The sequence below is a fragment of the Clostridium sp. LIBA-8841 genome, assembly GCF_034439435.1.
In the GTDB taxonomy this organism is placed as follows: Bacteria; Bacillota; Clostridia; order Clostridiales; family Clostridiaceae; genus Sarcina.
The window spans coordinates 467,526-487,146 of sequence record NZ_JAPCKJ010000001.1 but is presented as its reverse complement, the minus strand read 5'-3'; the positions used below and the strand labels follow the sequence as shown (position 1 = coordinate 487,146).

17 protein-coding genes are annotated in these 19,621 nt (G+C 28.5%); 15 read left to right on the top strand and 2 right to left on the bottom strand.

Annotated elements, in window-relative coordinates; translation table 11 throughout:
* Window positions 1-109: 109 nt before the first annotated feature.
* From OIF33_RS01920 to OIF33_RS01910, 3 genes are read left to right on the top strand one after another with little or no spacing between them, the layout of a single operon-like run.
* Entirely contained in the window at window positions 110-1,240 is a 1,131-nt protein-coding gene (locus OIF33_RS01920) for an efflux RND transporter periplasmic adaptor subunit (protein WP_322502539.1), read from the top strand.
* A complete protein-coding gene (locus OIF33_RS01915; protein ID WP_322502538.1) occupies window positions 1,233-1,931 on the top strand; it encodes an ABC transporter ATP-binding protein in 699 nt (232 codons plus the stop codon). Before OIF33_RS01920 ends, OIF33_RS01915 begins: the two co-directional genes overlap by 8 nt.
* A complete protein-coding gene (locus OIF33_RS01910) occupies window positions 1,918-3,102 on the top strand; it encodes an ABC transporter permease (protein ID WP_322502537.1) in 1,185 nt (394 codons plus the stop codon). Before OIF33_RS01915 ends, OIF33_RS01910 begins: the two co-directional genes overlap by 14 nt.
* Before the next feature lie 99 nt (window positions 3,103-3,201).
* Here the strand turns inward: OIF33_RS01910 and OIF33_RS01905 are convergent, their stop codons facing one another.
* Window positions 3,202-3,612, bottom strand: a complete 411-nt coding sequence (locus OIF33_RS01905) for a hypothetical protein (protein ID WP_322502536.1) — start codon at window positions 3,610-3,612, stop codon at window positions 3,202-3,204.
* Window positions 3,613-3,854: 242 nt separating this feature from the next.
* Here OIF33_RS01905 and OIF33_RS01900 point away from each other — a divergent pair, with 242 nt between their 5' ends.
* From OIF33_RS01900 to OIF33_RS01885, 4 genes are all read left to right on the top strand, one after another.
* Window positions 3,855-5,849 carry a bifunctional 2',3'-cyclic-nucleotide 2'-phosphodiesterase/3'-nucleotidase gene (locus OIF33_RS01900; RefSeq protein WP_322502535.1) on the top strand — a complete coding sequence of 665 codons (1,995 nt, stop codon included), beginning with the start codon at window positions 3,855-3,857 and terminating at the stop codon, window positions 5,847-5,849.
* A gap of 373 nt (window positions 5,850-6,222) precedes the next feature.
* Entirely contained in the window at window positions 6,223-6,888 is a 666-nt protein-coding gene (locus tag OIF33_RS01895; RefSeq protein ID WP_322502534.1) for a response regulator transcription factor, read from the top strand.
* Complete coding sequence (locus tag OIF33_RS01890; RefSeq protein WP_322502533.1) at window positions 6,881-8,365, top strand: HAMP domain-containing sensor histidine kinase; 1,485 nt, start codon at window positions 6,881-6,883, stop codon at window positions 8,363-8,365. Before OIF33_RS01895 ends, OIF33_RS01890 begins: the two co-directional genes overlap by 8 nt.
* A 58-nt stretch (window positions 8,366-8,423) precedes the next feature.
* Complete coding sequence (locus tag OIF33_RS01885) at window positions 8,424-8,888, top strand: hypothetical protein (protein ID WP_322502532.1); 465 nt, start codon at window positions 8,424-8,426, stop codon at window positions 8,886-8,888.
* Between the two features lie 53 nt (window positions 8,889-8,941).
* On the opposite strand, the gene OIF33_RS01880 is transcribed toward OIF33_RS01885, so the two are convergent.
* Window positions 8,942-9,988 (bottom strand): YdcF family protein, encoded by a 1,047-nt coding sequence (locus tag OIF33_RS01880; protein ID WP_322502531.1) that lies wholly within the window; start codon window positions 9,986-9,988, stop codon window positions 8,942-8,944.
* Between the two features lie 258 nt (window positions 9,989-10,246).
* Here OIF33_RS01880 and asrA point away from each other — a divergent pair, with 258 nt between their 5' ends.
* The 8 genes from asrA to OIF33_RS01840 all read left to right on the top strand — a co-directional run bounded on the left by asrA (window position 10,247) and on the right by OIF33_RS01840 (window position 19,564).
* On the top strand, window positions 10,247-11,278 hold the full coding sequence (asrA, locus tag OIF33_RS01875) for an anaerobic sulfite reductase subunit AsrA (RefSeq protein ID WP_322502530.1): 1,032 nt from the start codon (window positions 10,247-10,249) through the stop codon (window positions 11,276-11,278).
* Complete coding sequence (gene asrB, locus OIF33_RS01870; RefSeq protein ID WP_322502529.1) at window positions 11,279-12,070, top strand: anaerobic sulfite reductase subunit AsrB; 792 nt, start codon at window positions 11,279-11,281, stop codon at window positions 12,068-12,070.
* A gap of 12 nt (window positions 12,071-12,082) precedes the next feature.
* Complete coding sequence (gene asrC / locus OIF33_RS01865) at window positions 12,083-13,129, top strand: sulfite reductase subunit C (protein ID WP_322502528.1); 1,047 nt, start codon at window positions 12,083-12,085, stop codon at window positions 13,127-13,129.
* A 540-nt stretch (window positions 13,130-13,669) separates the two neighbouring features.
* Window positions 13,670-14,296, top strand: a complete 627-nt coding sequence (locus OIF33_RS01860) for an alpha/beta hydrolase (protein ID WP_322502527.1) — start codon at window positions 13,670-13,672, stop codon at window positions 14,294-14,296.
* Window positions 14,297-14,641: 345 nt separating this feature from the next.
* Window positions 14,642-15,994, top strand: coding sequence for a sucrose-specific PTS transporter subunit IIBC (locus tag OIF33_RS01855; protein WP_322502526.1), 1,353 nt, complete (start codon window positions 14,642-14,644; stop codon window positions 15,992-15,994).
* A gap of 134 nt (window positions 15,995-16,128) precedes the next feature.
* Window positions 16,129-17,106, top strand: coding sequence for a LacI family DNA-binding transcriptional regulator (locus tag OIF33_RS01850; protein ID WP_322502525.1), 978 nt, complete (start codon window positions 16,129-16,131; stop codon window positions 17,104-17,106).
* A gap of 54 nt (window positions 17,107-17,160) precedes the next feature.
* Window positions 17,161-18,624, top strand: a complete 1,464-nt coding sequence (locus OIF33_RS01845) for a sucrose-6-phosphate hydrolase (RefSeq protein ID WP_322502524.1) — start codon at window positions 17,161-17,163, stop codon at window positions 18,622-18,624.
* On the top strand, window positions 18,617-19,564 hold the full coding sequence (locus tag OIF33_RS01840; RefSeq protein ID WP_322502523.1) for a carbohydrate kinase: 948 nt from the start codon (window positions 18,617-18,619) through the stop codon (window positions 19,562-19,564). Before OIF33_RS01845 ends, OIF33_RS01840 begins: the two co-directional genes overlap by 8 nt.
* Window positions 19,565-19,621: the final 57 nt, after the last annotated feature.

Below are 19,621 nucleotides of genomic sequence, written 5' to 3'. Positions count from 1 at the left end.
ATAAAAAGGTAATTTAAGGTTTATTTAAGATTAACAATATTCAAAATTTATACATATTTTTTTAAAATATGATATTATTAGGATAAAGAATTTATAAGGGAGGATATTCATGAAGAAGAAATACATAATAGCAATAGTAACGGTCGTAATACTTGCAGGGGTCGGAGTAGGAAGTTATTTTTTAAAACAGAGCATGAACAAAGAGTCTGTAGCAACTATGGAAATATATACAGTACCTTCTACAGATAAGGTCTTTGTAAATGGTAAAATTGAACCAGAAAAAGTTGAAAATATATTTTTAGATGCAACAAAGGGAGCTGTAGATAAGGTTGAAGTTAAAAATGGAGATGTTGTTGAAAAGGGAGCTCCTTTATTTACCTATAAAAATGAACAAGTTCAAAGTCAAATAGAACAATTAGAGCTTCAATTAAATTCTGCTAAAAGCCAGAAGGAAGAGATTCAAAAGCAAAATCAGGAAGCAAAAAAACAGTTAGAAGCTTTAAAAAATTCTGGATTAGAAAATCAAGATCCACAAGGAGGGCAGGCTCCAAATTTAGGTCAGAATGCAGGCGGCATGTCAACAGGTAGTGTTGATGATCAAATAAAACTTTTAGAAAAACAAATAAAGGCATTAAAAGATAAAGAATATTATACAGTAACTTCTCCTATAGATGGTAAAGTAATACTAGGAGAATCAAATGGTAGTCCTACACAACCATATATGACTGTTGAATCAAGTAATTATTATATTAGTGGAACTGTAAATGAAAAAGACCAACCTAAGATTAAGGATGGCCAAGAAGTTGAAATAAATATACTTTCAACAAATAAAAATATAAAAGGTAAAATAACTTCAGTTGGAAACACTCCTGTAGATGGTGGGGCTACTTTAGCAGCACAAGCTGGAGCTCAGGGAGGAGCATCTGGTGGAAACATGTCTTACTACGAAGTTAACATAACTCCAGATTCACAAGAAGATTTAACTAATGGATTCCATGTTCAAGCTTCTGTTAACTTAGAGCAAAAGCCAATAGAAATTCCTAAAGTAGCGATTTTAAATGCAGATAATGAAGAATTTGTATTTAAGAATGTAGATGGAAAGCTTGTTAAACAAGTTATAACATATTCATCTAAAGAGGGAAGTGAGGATATAGTTATAGTAAATAGTGGACTTAATGAAGAAGATAAAATAGTTTCTAACCCTACTCCAAATATGAAAGAGGGTATGAAGGTTGAGTAATATAGTAGAAGTTAATCACTTAAATAAATACTATAACTTAGGTAAAGAAAAGTTCCATGTGTTAAAGGATGTAAACTTGACTATAGAACAAGGTGATTTTGTCATGATAATGGGTAAATCAGGTAGTGGTAAAACAACTTTAATGAACTTATTAGGGTTATTAGATAGTTTTGAGGATGGTACATACAAGTTTAATAACGTTGATGTAAGTAAGTTAAAAGAGAATCAAAAGGCTGATATAAGAAATAAATATATGGGATTTATATTTCAACAATTCCACTTAATAAATTCTATGACTATAGGAAGCAATGTTGAGCTGCCACTGTTATATAATGAAAAAAATGTTCCTCGTAAGGAAAGAGAAGAACTTATAGATAAGTATTTAAATATGGTTGGATTATCTGAAAAGAAAAACCAGCTTCCTTTAGAGTTATCTGGAGGTCAACAACAAAGGGTAGCTATTGCAAGAGCTCTTATAAATAATCCATATGTTATTTTTGCAGATGAACCAACAGGTGCTTTAGATAGTAATACTGGTACAGAAATTATGGAGATTTTAAAGAAACTTAATGAGGATAATAAGACAATAATTATGGTAACACATGATGAAGACTTAACTAAATATGCCAATAAGGTAATAAGAGTTAAGGATGGAGTGATAACAAAGGGGGAAGATTATGTCATCAATTAATTTAATAAAAACTGCCATTGCTAGTTTAAAGTTTCATAAGTTAAGAACTTTTCTAACAATGATTGGTATTATTATTGGCATAAGCTCTGTAGTTACAATACTTTCAGTAGGTGATGGATTAAAAGCTTATGTTTTAGAATCTTCTCAAGAAACTAATGCTAATAAGATAAACATAACATTTAAACCAGATAACTTTGAAGCAAATATGAGTCTTTTAGAACCTTTTACAAAATCAGATATGCAAGGTATAAAAGAGATAAAGGGAGTTAAAGATGTGAAGCCATCTCAAGGTTTTATGGGAGTAATGAGTTTTTCAAGTAGTCAACTTCAATATTTTGATAAGAATCAATTTACTATGTTAGGACCATACGATGGAAAAAATGAGAAAGTTCAGTATGGAAGATGGTTTGAAGATGGAGATGAAAATAAGTCTTTAATTGTATTAGATAATAACGTTGCAAAAGAATTGTTTAATCCGATTGAAAGTGGTATTGGTAAAGCTGTAACTATGAATGGAATTAATTTTGAGGTTATAGGTATTCTTCCTAAGGTTGATATGATGAGTTTTGGAGGAAGCACAAGTTATGTTCCTCAAAAAGCTATAGATAATATGAATAGCAATGAAGTAATAACTTCTTTAGATGTATCACTTAATGCAGATGTGGATAAAAAGGCTGTATATAAAGAGATAGAAAAATATTTAATGGCTAATCATCCTAATATTGCAGGAAAATATGAAATGCAAGATCCAGAAGAAGTAACAAAAGCTTTTGAAAATATAATTGGTGGATTAACAAAATTCATAGCATTTATAACAGGAATTTCTCTTTTAGTAGGGGGAATTGGTGTTATGAATATAATGTATGTCTCAGTTTCAGAAAGAAAAAGGGAAATTGGGATAAGAAGGGCTATTGGAGCAAAACCAAAAAGTATTTTACTTCAATTTTTATTTGAAGCCGTATTAGTAACCCTAATAGGTGGATTAATTGGAATATTATTAGGTTACTTAGTAGCTAAAGGAGCAGGAGCATTCTTGCCATTTAAGCCAATTCTTACAATGAGTACATTTATAGGAGCTACATTAGTTTCAATAATTGAGGGAATAGTCTTTGGAATAATACCGGCTTACAATGCATGTAAGTTAGATCCTATAAAGGCTATTTATAGATAAAATTAAAATTATATTTCAAATTAAAAGAAACTATAAAAAAGACGGAAATTAATTATTTTAATTTCCGTCTTTTTTATTAATGCAAGTTTTATGGTGCTATTATTTACTTAATCCAAAAAGTTCTTTCTTTTTATAAACAAAAAATGTCATTAATAATGGTAAGATTAATGAACCTATTAATGAGAATATACTAATTCCATTAAGTACAATTGAATAAATTATATTAGCAGCAGTCACTAATAAGTATATATATAGTCCGATAGCTTTTTTTCTTAGTATTAGTATTATTCCTAAAAGATCTAATATTATTGCTACTAATCCAATAATAATTGTTACATTGTTGAAACCCATTTGATTAAGTGATACTCCAGAAATTGCAGCCATATTTTCTTGGAAACTTGGCATTAATAAAAGGATTGAGCCAAGAAGTCCAAAGGCTGAGAAGATTATTTGTATTATAGAAATAGCAATTATCCCAGCTCCTAATTTATTTTGTTTTTGATTTTCCATAAAAGAATTCCCCCTTCAAAAGTTATTTATTACAATATATCATAAAAATTAACAAAATGTAAAATAAATAGATAAACTTTGTAAATAATTAAGGAAAAATTAAGAAAATGGTCTATATGTAAATAACTTGTTAAATTAGTAACTATATGTTAAAATTGTTCTGTAAACGATATATTAAACTTTATTTATAGTTAAAACGATTTAAAAGGTTATTAAGAATTAAATTAAGGACGGTGTAAAATTTGAAAAAGAAAAGAATAATAGCAACAATATTAGCAGCTCAGTTGATGACGGGATCATTATTGTGGGGCTGTGATTCTAAAGGTGAAAGTGAGCAGGCATCAAATGAAAATCAAGTTAAGTTAAGAGTATTAGCTACAACGGATATGCATTCTAATTTGATGAACTATGACTATTATACTGATTCTGAATTAGATAATATGGGAATGGTCAAAATATCAACTCTCATAAAAGAAGCGAAAAAAGAAGTTGATCCAAATTCAAATGTAAATGATAATATAGATAATGTGATTTTAGTTGACAATGGAGATGACATACAAGGAACTCCTTTAGGAGATTACTATGGTAAGGTTAATCCACCTAAAGAAGGAGAGAAATCACCAGTTTATTCAACTTTAGAAAAAATGGGATATGATGTTGGTACATTAGGAAATCATGAATTTAACTATGGGTTAGATTATCTCCAAGATATTGTTAATAATAGTGATATTCCATTTGTAAATGCTAACATATATAAAGATGATGGAGAAACTAATGTTTTCACACCATATAAAATAATTGATGAGAAGGTTATGGATTCAAATGGACAAGAACAAAATTTGAAAGTTGGGATAATAGGCTTTGTTCCTCCTCAAATTTTAAATTGGGATAAAATAAATTTAGATGGAAAAGTAAAGGTCGCAGACATAAAAGAAACTGCAGAAAAATTTGTTCCTCAAATGAAAAATGATGGAGCAGACGTTATAGTAGCTTTATCACATAGTGGTTATGGTGATGGAGAATATAATAAAGGTGATGAAAATGAAGCCTATGAATTAACAAAGGTAGATGGGATAGATGCTGTGGTAACAGGACATTCTCACGATAAATTTCCAAATGAAAAATATAAATCATTAGGAGATGTTGATGTTGAAAAAGGTACAATGAATGGAACACCTACTGTTCAGCCACTTAACTTTGCTAAGCAATTAGGCGTTATAGATTTAACTCTTAATCAAAATAAGGATGGGAAATGGACTGTAGCAGATGGAAGTACTAAAAATATGGATGCTAAAGGGGCAGCAAATGATGAAGAGTTAGTAAGCTTTTTAAAACCATATCATGAAGCCACTATGGAGTATGTAAATGCGCCAGTAGGAAAAATAACAAAGGATTTAAATAGTTATTTTTCATTAGTTGCAGATAGTGCTCCAATACAACTTATAAATGATGCTCAAAAGGAATATGTACAAGGTCTTATAGCTAATAATAACGAAGAACTTACACCTTATAAGGATTTACCAGTATTATGTGCAACAGCACCTCTTAAAGCTGGATTAACTGAAGGTGGAATAAACTCAGAAGATTATTTTAATCTAAAGAGTGGAGATATAAAGATAAAAGATATATCTAATATATATAAATTTCCTAATTTGGTAGCTGTTGTTAAAGTAAAAGGATCTGATGTTAAAGAGTGGCTAGAAATGAGTGCTGGTCAATTTAATCAAGTTAAAAAGGATTCAAATGAACCACAAGACTTTGTGAATCTTGAATACCCAGGATTTAATTTTGATATTATAGATGGTGTTAATTATGATATAGATGTAACAGAAGCACCAAAGTATGATAAAGACGGAAATGTTATAAATAAGGATTCAAATAGAATAAAAAATTTAACATATAATGGACAACCTATTGATATGGACCAAGAGTTTTTAGTTGTAACTAATAACTATAGAGCAGGTGGTGGAGGAAACTTCCCAACTTTAAAATCAGGGGATAAGCTAGTTTATCTTTCACAAGATGAGACAAGACAGATATTATCTGATTATATTAAGGCGAAATCACCATTAACTCCTTCTAAGGATAATAATTGGAAAATAATTGGAGAAGGAGTTCAAGGAAAGTTCCTATCTAATACTAATGGAAAGGATTATGTAGGAGATTTTGAAGGAATAGAAGTACAAGGTGATGCTGGAAAAGGATTAAGCACTTATACATATAAATTTTCTAAATAATTTAAAAGAATGTATTAATTAAAAGACTTTATATGGTTATTTGTAATGAAGGACAAATAACCATATTTTTTTGTATAAAGTACCAGTATACATTTATAAAAATACAGACATAATAGTTTATAAATAAGTAATTGCAATTATTAATTTAAAAGAAGAATTCTAAGGAGAAAAGTAATATGGCTAAAAATAATAATACGAAAAAACCTAAAAAAGCTAAAACAAAAATAGTTGGAAGTACAGAAGAATAGTTTAATTTAGAGAGTCAAAACAGTTTTTTTACTGTTTTGACTCTTTTTTTATAAGAAGAATACTTAAAATTTACATATTTTAGTGATTAAATTAATGTGTAAATAGATTTTAAGGAGAGATATTCATGATAAATATATTAGTTGCTGAAGATGATTCAAGAATTTTAAGGTTGGTATCAGATTTTCTAAAAAAGGAAAATTATAAAGTGTTTCTAGCTGCCAATGGAAAAGAGGCCATAGAAATTTTTTATCACGAGAATATATCTTTAGTTATATTAGATATAATGATGCCTATATATGACGGTTGGCAAGTATGTAAAAAGATAAGAGAAAAATCAGAGGTTCCAATACTTATGTTAACTGCTAAGGATAGAGATATAGATGAATTGGTTAGCTTTGATATGGGAGCAGATGAATATATATCAAAACCATTTAACCCTAAATTACTTATAGCTAGAGTGAAAAATTTATTGAAGCGAGTTCAAATAGAAAATAAAAAGAAAGTTATTAAGTATAATGATATAACTTTAGAAATTGATAATCATATTATAGAGATTAATAAAGAAAAGGTTGAATTAACTCATAAAGAATATGAACTTCTTTTACTTTTTATGAAAAATAAAGAAAGAATATATAACAGAGAAAATATAATAGAGTTAATATGGGGATATGATTATGAGGGTGATTCTAGGACTGTAGACACTCATATTACAAGATTGAGAAGAAAGTTAGGAAAGGATGCCTCATTTATTAAAAATATAAGAGGATTTGGGTATAGACTTGGTGAGTAAAATAAAATCTATAAGAGGGAAGTTGCTAACGGGAATATTACTTATAAATTCTTTAATAGTAATAGGAATAATTATTTTTGCTACATGCTTTGAAAATTTCTATATAAAAAATATAGGCAGAGAATTAAATTACTTTGGGGAATACATAGATGTAAAAGTTGAAAAAGGAATTAATGAGGATGTAGAAAATGATATATTAAATCAGAGTAAAACAAAAGGCTTTACAGTAGATATATATGATAAAAGTAATAATTTAGTATTTAGTACTAAACCTATGGGAAATGGTATGGGGAACCATAAGAATAATATGGGGAAGTCTATGGGAATGTGTACTTTTGGAAAAGAATATGAAATAAGCAGTAATTCTAAAGTATATACCATGTATGAGAGAACAGAAAATATAGAGTTTTTAAGTGCAATAAACAAAAATAATGACTATGGATATAACATAATAACTAAGACTCCTATAAGCACTATTAAGAATAGTGTTAATATAGCCCTTAAATTTCTAATAATTATATTTGTTCCTATAATGCTATTTTCTATAATTATTGCAGTTTATTTTTCAAATAAATTTACCAAACCTATTAGAAAGTTAAATAAGATTACAGATAAGATTTCAAAACTTAATTTTGAAGAAAAAGTAGAGGTATTTACAGGAGATGAAATCGAAAATTTAGGTAATAGTATAAATAAGTTATCCTATGAAATAAAAAAGGCCTTTACAAATTTAAGTGATAAGAACATAAAATTAAATGAATTATTAGATAAACAGAAAAAAGAAGAAAAATTAAAACGAGAGTTTGTATCGAGTGTTTCTCATGAATTAAAAACTCCAATAACAGTAATAAATGGGTATGCTGAGGGACTTAGAAATAACATAGCAGAGAGAGAAGAGGATAGAGAGTTTTATGTTAATGTTATATGTGATGAAAGTGAAAAGATGGGAGTGTTGGTTAAGGATCTCTTAGATTTATATAAATTAGAATCTAAAAGTTTTTCATTAAAAAAAGAAAAGTTTTATTTGAACAATTTAATAGAAGAAGTTATTAATATTTTTAGTATTAGATTAAGAAACGAAAGAATAAATATTTCTTTAAATTTAGAAAATATCTGGCTTATAGGTGACAAAATAAGAATAGGACAAGTTTTAAATAACTTTATAGATAATGCTATATGTCATGTAGATGGAAATAAAGAAATAATTATAGGAACAAAGATTTATGAGGATAAAAATAAAGTTAAAATATCAGTTTATAATAGTGGAGAAAAAATAGAAGAATGTAAAAAGGAATCAATATGGTATTCATTTATAAGAGAAAGTGAGCATAGAGGTTCAGAAGATAATAGGGTAGGATTAGGCTTAGCTATTGTGAGAGAAATAATAAACTTACATGATGGACAATATGGAGTTGAAAATAAAGAGCATGGAGTTGAATTTTGGGTTGAGTTAAATATATATAATTTTATCACGTAACAGTGGCGTAACAGCAAAGATTTATAATTAAATCATAAAATAACTAGGAGGGATTAAGATGAAAGTTAAAAATATAGCAATAACACTATCTGTAGCTACAGTTTTAGGAGTTGGAATGATAGGAACTGTTACGGCAAAGGCAAGTGATGACTTTCAAACACTAGCGGTTAACGAAGAAAATACTTCAGATGATAATTATTCAGAGGGATATTGGTGTGAAAATAACTCTAATATGAATTTAACAGAGGAACAAAAACAACTTTTTGATAAGGGATATAATGAATTAACAGGAGAGGAAAAGATTTTCTTTGACCAATATCATGGAAAATCAAAGAGAAATCTTAGTGAAGAAGAGTTAAATAGATATTATGAAATTCATGATAAAGCTTTTAAATATTTAGGAATTGAATTTTCTGATGCATGCAATAGAAGAAGAGAAAATATGATGGAGAGAAGAGGAAGTTGTGGTAATGGTCAAGGAAATAGAGGTTTTCAAGGAAGAGGAAATGGAATTAACAAATAAAATATAATAAATAAAAAAGAAACCCACTAAATTCTACGGGTTTCTTTTTTATTTTATAGAATTTTAGTTATAAAAAAGTCCAATAAGTATATAGCGATACATGTAATGAGTATAAGTGAAACTACTATTAAGTTTCTCTTTTTATTCATTACAACTATAGCTATATATTCTCTAATCATGGCATTAGGCAAATAGTAAAGAGCTGTTTTGGAGCCTATACCTTGTGCTTTTAGACCTACTTTTCTAGCATATAAACTAGCTCTAAACACATGAAAGTTATTTGTTACAAAGACGCAATTGTATTTTTTGTTTTCTACTAATTTATCCATTATATTCTTTGAGAATCTCATATTTTGCAATGTATTTTTAGATTTATCTTCTAATATAGTATCTTCAACAGGAATTCCAGTAGCTATTGCATATTTTTGCATTGCTAAAGCTTCAGAAATTTTTTCGTCTGGACCTTGCCCACCAGAAAATATTATTTTAGGAGGATTATTAACTCTGCTTTGTTTTCTATAGAATTCTATTGCTCTATTTATTCTACTAGCTAAAAGAGGAGGAACTCTGTCACCAATTAGTCCACTTCCTAAAACTATTATAAAATCTTGATTTAATTTATTTATTCTAAATTTATAAAGTAATGATATGCTTAAAAAATTAAATATATCAAAAATAAAGTAAATTTCTATAAAAGTAAAAGCTCCTAATAAAGGTCTTAAATATTCAGAAAAATATAATTGTGGTTTAGTAAAACTGAAAATCAAATGTGCTATAAGAGCTAAGGCTAAAAAGAGAGTTAGCAAGTTAGCTGGACTTTTACTTTCATGTTTTAATACAATTTTGGAGTTTATCAATAAAGCTATTATAAGAACATATATTCCAAATAATAATATAAAAATAATAAATATAAAGAATATTCCAACTAAAACCATTAAAATTTTATTTTCTGTCAAGAAAGCTAAATAAACAATTGATAGCATTAAAAAGATTAGAAAAATATTAAATAATAATCCATTTATTAATTTTCTAGGATCTTTTAAATAGGATACTAGAAAGATTAAAAACATTACTGCTGTTAAAGCTAAAATAAAAGTCATAATACACCTCCAAATAAAAAATATATATAAATTGTAAATGGTTTTAATTTAAAAATCAAAAAATATTAAAACATTATTTTTTGCATTCTAAATATAGAAAGAAAGAGTAATCTAATTATATATAGGTAAATTATTATAATAATAATAATAAAATAGAATTTAACTTATGGAACAAAAAGGAGTATTATAAAGTTGTAAATAGTTTGTTAAAAAATAAACTATTAGGAGTTACAAGGTTTAAATTTTGGAGGTGTTTGAATGGGATACAAATTAAAATTACAAGAAGTAAATGATTTATTCAATGAGCTTAAAAAAGAGTATATAATTTATGCTCCCAAAGGATTTAAAAAACAAGGAAGATATTCAGATACAGATATTATAAAGTATGATGTTATAAATAATGTAGAAGAAATAGTATATAAAGAAAAGTCAACTTATCCAGTTAAAGAGGTTATTACTCCAATTTCTCAAACTTTATACTATTTTATAGAAAATGAGTTTAGAGAAAGTAAAATGGATAGTGAAAAGAAAATGCTTATATTTGCAAGACCTTGTGATATAAATGCACAAAGAAGACAAGATACTATATATCTTAAAAATGGAAACTTTGAAGATACATTTTATAAGAGAATGAGAGATAGAGTTAAATTTGTTTGCATGGAATGTACAGAGGGATGGGATACCTGTTTCTGTACAACAATGAATAGTAATAAAACTGATGATTATAGTTTAGCAGTAAGATTTAATGAGGATAACTTATTATTCAATGTTAAAGAAGATGAATTCCAAAAATATTTTGAAGGAAAAGAAGAAGAAGAGTTTGAACTTCAATTTATTGAAGAAAATATAGCAAAAGTTGAACTTCCAGAAATAGAGAATATTGAAGTTTTAAACAAATTAAAAGATCATCCTATGTGGGAAGAATACAATAAAAGATGTATTCAATGTGGAAGTTGTACAATTGCTTGTAGCACATGTACATGTTTTACAACAAGAGATATAGTTCATGATTCAAATCACAATATAGGTGAAAGAAAGAGAATACAAGCATCTTGTCATGTAGATGGATTTGATGAAATGGCTGGTGGACATGTATTCAGAAAAACAGCTGGAGACAAAATGAGATATAAGGTTATGCATAAAATTCATGATTATAAAGCTCAATTTGGAGAAGAGCATATGTGCGTAGGCTGTGGAAGATGTACAGATAGATGTCCTGAAAATATATCAATCACAGCTACTATTAATAAGGTTTCAAAAGCAGTAAAAGAGATAATGGAGGAGATGTAAATGGAAAATATTTTAACACCTAAAACATGTGAAATAATAGACATAGTTAAGGAAACTGACAAAGAGTGGACTTTTAGAATAGCTTCTGATGTTGTTCCAGAACATGGTCAATTCCTAGAATTATCTCTTCCTAAGGTTGGAGAAGCACCAATTTCTGTGAGTGGATTTGGTCCTGGATACTTGGACTTTACTATAAGAGCTGTAGGTAAGGTTACTGATGAAATTTTTAAATTACAGCCAGGAGATAAGATTGCCTTAAGAGGAGCTTATGGAAAAGGATGGCCTGTTGAGCAATTTAAGAATAAAAATGTAATAGTAGTAGCTGGGGGTACAGGTGTAGCACCAGTTAGAAGTTTAATAAATAAGTTCTATGATGAACCTGATTATATTGAAACTTTAAGTCTTGTATTTGGATTCAAAAATTCAGATGGAATACTATTTAAAAATGACTTAGATAGATGGAATGAAAAATTCAATACTATATATACGTTAGACAATGATACAAAAGAAGGTTGGGAAACTGGACTTGTAACAGTTCATTTAAATAAATTACCTTTAGAAAGCTTTGGAGATAACTACGAGGTTATCATAGTTGGACCTCCAGTAATGATGCATTTTACAGCTTTAGAATTCTTAAAACTTGGAGTTCCAGAAGATAAGATATGGGTTTCATTTGAAAGGAAAATGTCATGTGCAGTAGGAAAATGTGGACATTGTAGAATAAATGAAACATATGTATGTCTTGAAGGACCAGTATTTAACTATACAAAAGCAAAGACATTATTAGACTAGGAGGTATTATTTATGAATCATGATATAGATATTAAAAAGGTTAGATTAAATTGTTTTCGTCAATCAAAGGTTCCAGGAGAGTTTATGCTTCAAATGCGTATTCCAGGAGGGATAGTAGATGCTAAGTATTTATCACAAATACAAGAAATAGCAGAAACTTGGGGAAATGGAACATTTCATATGGGGATGAGACAAACATTCAATATTCCAGGAATTAAATATGAAAATATTCCAGCAGTAAATAAGTTTATAGAAAATTATTTACAAGAAGTTGAAGTTGATAGATGTAATTGTGATATGAAAGTTGATGAAAATGGATATCCAACAATAGGTGCTAGAAATGTTATGGCATGTATAGGAAATTCACACTGTATAAAAGGAAATGTTGATACTAAGGATATGGCTAACAAAATAGAAAAATTAGTGTTCCCATCACACTATCATATAAAAGTATCAGTAGCTGGATGCCCAAATGACTGTGCTAAAGGCCATTTTCAAGATTTTGGTGTTATAGGACAAGCTAGAATGGAATACCATCCAGAGAGATGTATAGGATGTGGGGCTTGTGTTAGAGCTTGTGAGCATCATGCTACAAGAGTTTTAAGCTTGAATGATAAAGGATTAGTTGATAAAGATCCTTGTTGTTGTGTTGGTTGTGGAGAATGTGTGTTAGCATGTCCTGCAAGTGCTTGGACTAGAAAACCAGAAAAATACTATAGAATAGTCATAGGTGGAAGAACAGGAAAACAAACTCCTAGAATGGGAAAAACATTCATAAACTTTGCAACAGAAGAAGTTGTTCTTGGAATATTTGGTAACTGGCAAAAATTCTCTGCTTGGGCTTTAGATTATAAACCAGAATACCTACATGGTGGACATTTAATCGACAGAGCTGGATACCATAAATTTAAAGAAATAATTCTAGATGGAGTAGAATTAAATCCAGAAGCATTAGTGGCAGATAATATATTCTGGGCTGAAACAGAGTACAGATCAAACTTCAATGTTAAACCAATAAAAATGCATAAATCAATAGAGTCTAACAGACCTTTAAGATAAGGGTTAGCTGTTAGGAAAGTATACCTAATTATATTAATGTTGATTTTAATTTGAGGATAATAATAGTTTAGAATTTGACGATTTATATGATTTATAGATTTTTCATTTAAAGGGAAGGGGTATACTCTTTAAATGAAATATAAGTATATAAGCTTTAGCAGTGCGGTTTTTTACTAAAATTAAAGGTCAAATTTATTTAAAATTGCATAGATTAAGAAAAATAAAAAATTTCTATAATCTATGCAATTTCTTATATAAGCAAAAAAATAGAATAAATTAGAAGATAGATATTAACAAAATATAAATTTATTAACAAATTATTAATAAATTAAAGCTTAAATTTAAATCTTTATTTTTTTGAGACTTTGCTTGTATTATTATTTAAATTTATAATAATAAATGTACCAAGCAAAGAATGTTAGCAAAATTTATTATAGATTTAATAAGTAATTTGTCCTAAGAAGTGAAAATTTCTTCTCCCTTTCATATCACTTTTTAGGACAGATTTTTGAAGACTTTAATATTTAGGAGGTTTTTAAAATGAGTAGTAGAACAATTAAATCATATTGGGGTGTTGAGTTAAGTCCAAGATTTATTGATGCTGGAGGGAAAAAACTTTGTGTAATATTACCTGGAATAGGATATTGTTTAGATAGATCTTATTTAGATTACTCAAAACAACTAGCAAAAGAGATAGGATATGATATTTTAGAAGTAGAATATGGATATCAAATAAATAGAAGTGAATTTAATCTTGAAAAAGAATTTAGTATAATGGTTTCAGAATCTTTAGAGGTTATAGATAATGCTATAGAAAAAGATTATGAAGAAGTTTTAATAATAGGAAAAAGCATTGGAACAAGTGTTCAATATTTTCTAAATGAAGATTTAGGAAAAAGATTTAAAAATATAAGAAATATATACATAAGTCCAATAAATAAAACTTTAAATGAGTTTAATATAGAACCTAATTCATTAGTTATAACAGGAAATGAGGATCCTTTATTAAGTATAGATAATAGAATGAATATAGAAAATAGAGATGATGTAGAAACCTTTGTAATTGAGGGAGGAAATCATGCTCTTGATATAGAAGGAAACGTAATGAAGACTGTTGATGATTTAAAAGAGTCTTTACAAATAGAAAAAGAATTTATATTAAGATAAATGTATTGGTATTGTGTAATATGAGAATGAAGAAGGTTAGTGATAAATTTCACTAACCTTCTTCATTCTTTATTTTATGCTGACAAAAATTATGGTGAAAATATGAAACTAATTCCATATAAAATATGTAAAGGGTTTAAATAAATGTGAATATTAGAATTTAAAAAGTTATTTTATAATAAATTTTTATTAAAATAGATATTTTATTGAGTTTTTAATAATTAAATAAAGAAATATATATAAAAATTTAAAAAGAATAGCTTGACAGAAAATGTGTGGAACTGATACCATATATTCATAAAGTAAAGGATATCAAAAGAGAAGGAAATTTTAGGAGGTTTTAAAATGAGTAAAGAACAAGTAGTTGCTCAAGAGATATTGAAAAATATTGGTGGAAAAGAAAATATAAAATCAATGGAACACTGTGCAACTAGATTGAGACTTATAGTTAAAGATAAGAGCTTAATAAATGAGAAGGCAATCGAGAATATTGACGGAGTAAGAGGACAATTTTTTGCAGCCGCTCAATATCAAATAATTTTAGGGACAGGCTTCGTAAATAAAGTTTTTGCTGCTATGAATGGCGAAGGAGTGGAAACTGGAAATGTAAAAGAAGATGCATATAGTGATATGACATTACCACAAAAAATATCTCGTACTTTAGGAGACATTTTTGTTCCTATAATTCCAGTGTTAGTTGCAACTGGTTTATTTATGGGATTAAGAGGACTACTAATTAACTTAGGAGTAGAATTTAGTCCAACTTTTAATACTTTATCAGAAGTCTTAACAGATACAGCATTTATATTCTTACCAGCTTTAGTGGCTTGGTCAACAATGAAGAAGTTTGGTGGAACTCCTGTAGTCGGTATAGTTTTAGGGCTTATGCTTGTAGCTCCTCAACTTCCAAATGCTTGGCAAGTTGCAGGTGGAGCAGATCCAATTTATATTTCATTACTAGGAATAAGTATTCCTATAGTAGGATATCAAGGATCAGTACTTCCGGCTTTAGTTTTAGGTATCATAGCTGCTAAACTTGAAAAGTTTATTAGAAAGTTTATGCCAGATGTATTAGATTTAATACTTACTCCATTTTTAACTTTATTAGTATCAATGATTCTTGGTCTATTAGTAGTAGGACCAATAATGCATACAAGTGAAGTTTATATCTTAGAACTATTCAAAATGTTCTTAAGTTTACCATTTGGTATAGGTGGAGCAATCATTGGTGGAGTTCATCAAGTTATAGTTGTGACTGGAGTTCATCACATATTTAATGCTTTAGAGGTTGAATTGATTTCAAGTACAGGATTAAATCCATTTAACGCAGTAATAACAGGAGCTATAGTGGCTCAAGGAGCAGCGGCTCTTGCAGTAGGATTTAAAACAAAAGATAAGAAAAAACGTTCATTATATATATCTTCAGCAATACCAGCATTCTTAGGAATTACAGAGGCTGCTATATTCGGAGTAAACTTAAGATTTATTAAACCGTTCATATTTGCATGTATAGGTGGAGTTGCATCAGGAATGTTTGCATCAATTATGAATCTTGCAGGAACAGGTATGGGAATAACAGCCTTACCAGGAACACTACTTTATATAAATACAGGTTTAATCCAATACTTTATAACTATTGCTATTGGATTTGGAGTTGCATTCGCTTTAACATATATATTCTTTAAACCAGAAGAATAAGATCTTCAGGCTCTGTTAAATGACAGAGCCTGATTTCAAATATTCTAAGTGGCTATATATGGTTAAAATCTTCTAAGTAATGATATAATTTATAATATAAGAAGATACATATATCTTTATTTAGGAGGAAAAGAATGAAGGTTACAATACAAGACATAGCTAATATGGTTGGAGTATCTAAAAGCACAGTTTCAAGATATTTAAATGGTGGCTATGTAAGTAGTGAGAATACAACTAAGATAAAAGAAGCAATAGAAAAAACAGGCTTTGAAACCAACTTTTTTGCTAAAAGATTAAAGTCTAAACAAAGTAAATTAATTGGAATAATAGTTCCTAGAATAGATTCATTTACAGCTGGAAAAACCTTAAATGGTATAAATAGAAAATTGGAACAACATGGATATCAAGGCATAATATTAACAAGTGAATTCAATACAGAAAAAGAATTAGAGCAAATTAATAAATTATATAACCAAGGGGTAGATGGAATCATTATCATGTCTTTTGAAATTTCAAAGGAGCATGTGAAATTGGTGAATAAACTTCCAATACCTATTTTGTTTACTGGACAAAAGAATGATTATGTAAATTATTTAGTTTTAGATGATGAGAAAATAGGGAGAGTTTTAGGTGAATATATAAAGGAACAAGAACATAAAAAAATTGTGTTCTTAGGAGTTAGTGAAAGTGATAGGGAAGTTGGGGTTCTTAGAAAGAAGGGATTTTATGATACCTTTGGAAAAGAGAGTCATATAGATTTTGTTGAAACTGACTTTTCTTTTGATAAAGCTTATGAGCGAGGAGAAGAGGTTTTAAAATATAATCCAACAGCCGTTGTGTGTTCAACAGATAATATAGCTCTTGGACTTATGAGATATCTTCTTGAGAGAGGAAAAAACATACCAGAAGATATATCTATTGCAGCCTTTGGAGGATATGAAGTCAGTGCAATAACATACCCATCACTAACAACTGTGAAAATTGATTATAAATTATTTGGTGAAGAAATAGCACTTAATATTTTAAGTTTAGTAAATGGAGAGAAAAGTACAAATACTTGCGAAATTCCTTTAGAGCTTATAATAAGAGAAAGTGTTAAAAAATTAAAGTAAATACAAAACATTTACTTCATCAAATATATTTATTCATAGAGGAAGGTGAAGTAAGTGGAATTTTTAAATAAAGAAGAAATAAATAAAAGGTCAGAAGAATCTTATAAAAGTTCTAAGGATTTATGGAGAGGTAATTTTCATTTTGAGGCTCCCTTTGGACTTATAAATGATCCTAATGGACTTAGTTATTATAATGGAGAATACTATATATTCTTTCAATGGAATCCATATGGATGCGAACATAAATATAAACATTGGGGATATGTAAAAACTAAAGATTTTAAAGATTTTTCAATTCCTCAGATAGCTTTAATTCCAGAAGATTATTTTGATAAAAATGGTTGCTATTCAGGTGGAGCTATTGTTAAGGATGGAAACTTAGAAGTTTTTTATACAGGAAATGTTAAAGGAGATAAGGGAGAGAGGATTTCTTATCAATGTAAGGGAGTCCTTCAAGAAAATGGTGAAATAAAGAAGTTAGGACCAGTTATTGAAGAATTACCAAAGGGATACACAGCTCATTTTAGAGATCCGTATGTTTGGGAAAAAGATGATGAATACTATATGATTCTTGGAATACAAAGAGAGGATCTAAAAGGTAGATGTGTAATATACAAATCACAGGATTTAGATAATTGGGATTTTCAAGGTGAATTAAAAACCGATTATGAGAACTTTGGGTTTATGTGGGAATGTCCTTCATTTTTTAAATTAGATAATAAAGAGGTTCTTATTTTTTCACCACAAGGGCTTGAAAAAGAGGAGTTCAGATATCAAAATATATATCAATCAGGATATTTAGTGGGAAATTTCAATTATGGTACTTTAGAATTTAGAAATGATAATGAATTTAAAGAGTTAGATATGGGATTTGACTTTTATGCTCCTCAAGTATTTAAGGATGAAAAAGGAAGAACTATCCTTATTGGGTGGATGGGACTTCCTGAAAAAGAAGAATTCCATTGTAGCAAAGAGAATGGTTGGGTATTTTCATTAACTATGCCTAGAGAATTAACTTTAAGGGATGGAATTCTATATCAAAACCCTATAAAGGAAATGGAATCTCTTAGAGGAGAGAAAATTGTAAACTTAAATGATATATATACAGAGAGTTTAAGCTTTAATGAAATAAAAGAGAATAGTTATGAACTTCAAATAGAAATAGATAAATATAAGGCATCAAAGTTTGAAATTGATTTTATGCAAAGTGAGAAAGAACATACTTCATTAATTTATGACTTTGAAAGAGAGATTTGTTTAATAGATAGAAACTCAATGCTTAATGGAGAAAAGGAGGTAAGAAAGTTTAAGTTGGAGTCTAACGGAAAGTTAAAAGTAAACATGTTTGTAGATAAATCATCAGTAGAAATATATTTCCAAGATGGAAGGGAAGTGGCATCATTAAAGCTTTATCCTAATAAGGAAAGTTTTAATTTAAGCTTAAAAACAGAAGATGGTCAAGCTAAAATAAATTCCTTAAATATATGGGAAATGAATGAGGTGAATTATAATGAATAAGGTATTTTGTATAGGAGAATTATTAATAGATTTTATAGGAAAAGATATAGGTAAAGGTCTCAAAAATGGAATAAACTTTGAAAAAAAGGCAGGAGGTGCTCCAGCTAACGTGGGAGCAGCTGTTTGTAAGCTTGGAGGAGAGTCTTATTTTTTAGGACAAGTTGGTAAAGATTCCTTTGGAAAATTCTTAGTAGATATGTTAAAAAGTATAGGAATAAATACTGAAATGACTAAAATGGAAGGATACACAACTTTAGCTTTCGTTGCTATTGACGAAAATGGAGAAAGAGATTTCGAGTTCCATAGAGGTAGTGATGGAGATTATTCTTTTAATAATATAGACTTAAACAAAATAGAAAAAGATGATATAATTCATTTCGGTTCAGCTACTGGTTTTCTAGAAGGAGAACTTAAAGAAACTTACTTTAAGCTTTTAGAGTTTGGAAGAGAAAATGGAAACTTCATTTCCTTTGATCCAAATTATAGAGATATGCTTATAAAGGAAGAAAACTTAGAAGAGTTTATAGAAGACTGTAAGAAGTTTATAAGTCTCTGTGATTTCTTAAAACTAAGCGATGAGGAGATAAAGCTTATAACCAAGGAAGAAGAGTTAGAGGCAGGAATTAAAAAACTTCATTCTTTAGGAGCAAAAATAGTTGCTGTTACTTTAGGTGGAAAAGGAACTCTTTTAAGTAATGGAAGCAATTTAGAAATAGTTCCATCAATAAAAATAATTCAAGTAGATTCAACTGGCGCTGGAGATGCCTTTGTTGGAGCTGTTCTTAAAAAAGTAAGCGAAGTAAAAAATAAAAAAGATTTAGATTTTAATTCATGGCAAGAAATAATAAGTTATGGAAATAAGGTTGGGGCATTAACTTGTACAAATTATGGTGCAATTGATGCTATTCCAAGAGAAGAAGATTTAATCAAATATAACTAGTTTAACTACTTAAGAGTATATAAATACTTTTTACAAAGCTCTGATTTAATAAGCTTT

Bases quoted from the DNA above. Each gene is read 5' to 3' on its own strand.
- OIF33_RS01920 (WP_322502539.1), top strand. From the start codon at position 110: ATGAAGAAGAAATACATAATAGCAATAGTAACGGTCGTAATACTTGCA.
- OIF33_RS01910 (WP_322502537.1), top strand. From the start codon at position 1,918: ATGTCATCAATTAATTTAATAAAAACTGCCATTGCTAGTTTAAAGTTT.
- OIF33_RS01905 (WP_322502536.1), bottom strand. From the start codon at position 3,612: ATGGAAAATCAAAAACAAAATAAATTAGGAGCTGGGATAATTGCTATT.
- OIF33_RS01895 (WP_322502534.1), top strand. From the start codon at position 6,223: ATGATAAATATATTAGTTGCTGAAGATGATTCAAGAATTTTAAGGTTG.
- OIF33_RS01885 (WP_322502532.1), top strand. From the start codon at position 8,424: ATGAAAGTTAAAAATATAGCAATAACACTATCTGTAGCTACAGTTTTA.
- OIF33_RS01880 (WP_322502531.1), bottom strand. From the start codon at position 9,988: ATGACTTTTATTTTAGCTTTAACAGCAGTAATGTTTTTAATCTTTCTA.
- asrA (WP_322502530.1), top strand. From the start codon at position 10,247: ATGGGATACAAATTAAAATTACAAGAAGTAAATGATTTATTCAATGAG.
- asrB (WP_322502529.1), top strand. From the start codon at position 11,279: ATGGAAAATATTTTAACACCTAAAACATGTGAAATAATAGACATAGTT.
- asrC (WP_322502528.1), top strand. From the start codon at position 12,083: ATGAATCATGATATAGATATTAAAAAGGTTAGATTAAATTGTTTTCGT.
- OIF33_RS01860 (WP_322502527.1), top strand. From the start codon at position 13,670: ATGAGTAGTAGAACAATTAAATCATATTGGGGTGTTGAGTTAAGTCCA.
- OIF33_RS01855 (WP_322502526.1), top strand. From the start codon at position 14,642: ATGAGTAAAGAACAAGTAGTTGCTCAAGAGATATTGAAAAATATTGGT.
- OIF33_RS01850 (WP_322502525.1), top strand. From the start codon at position 16,129: ATGAAGGTTACAATACAAGACATAGCTAATATGGTTGGAGTATCTAAA.
- OIF33_RS01840 (WP_322502523.1), top strand. From the start codon at position 18,617: ATGAATAAGGTATTTTGTATAGGAGAATTATTAATAGATTTTATAGGA.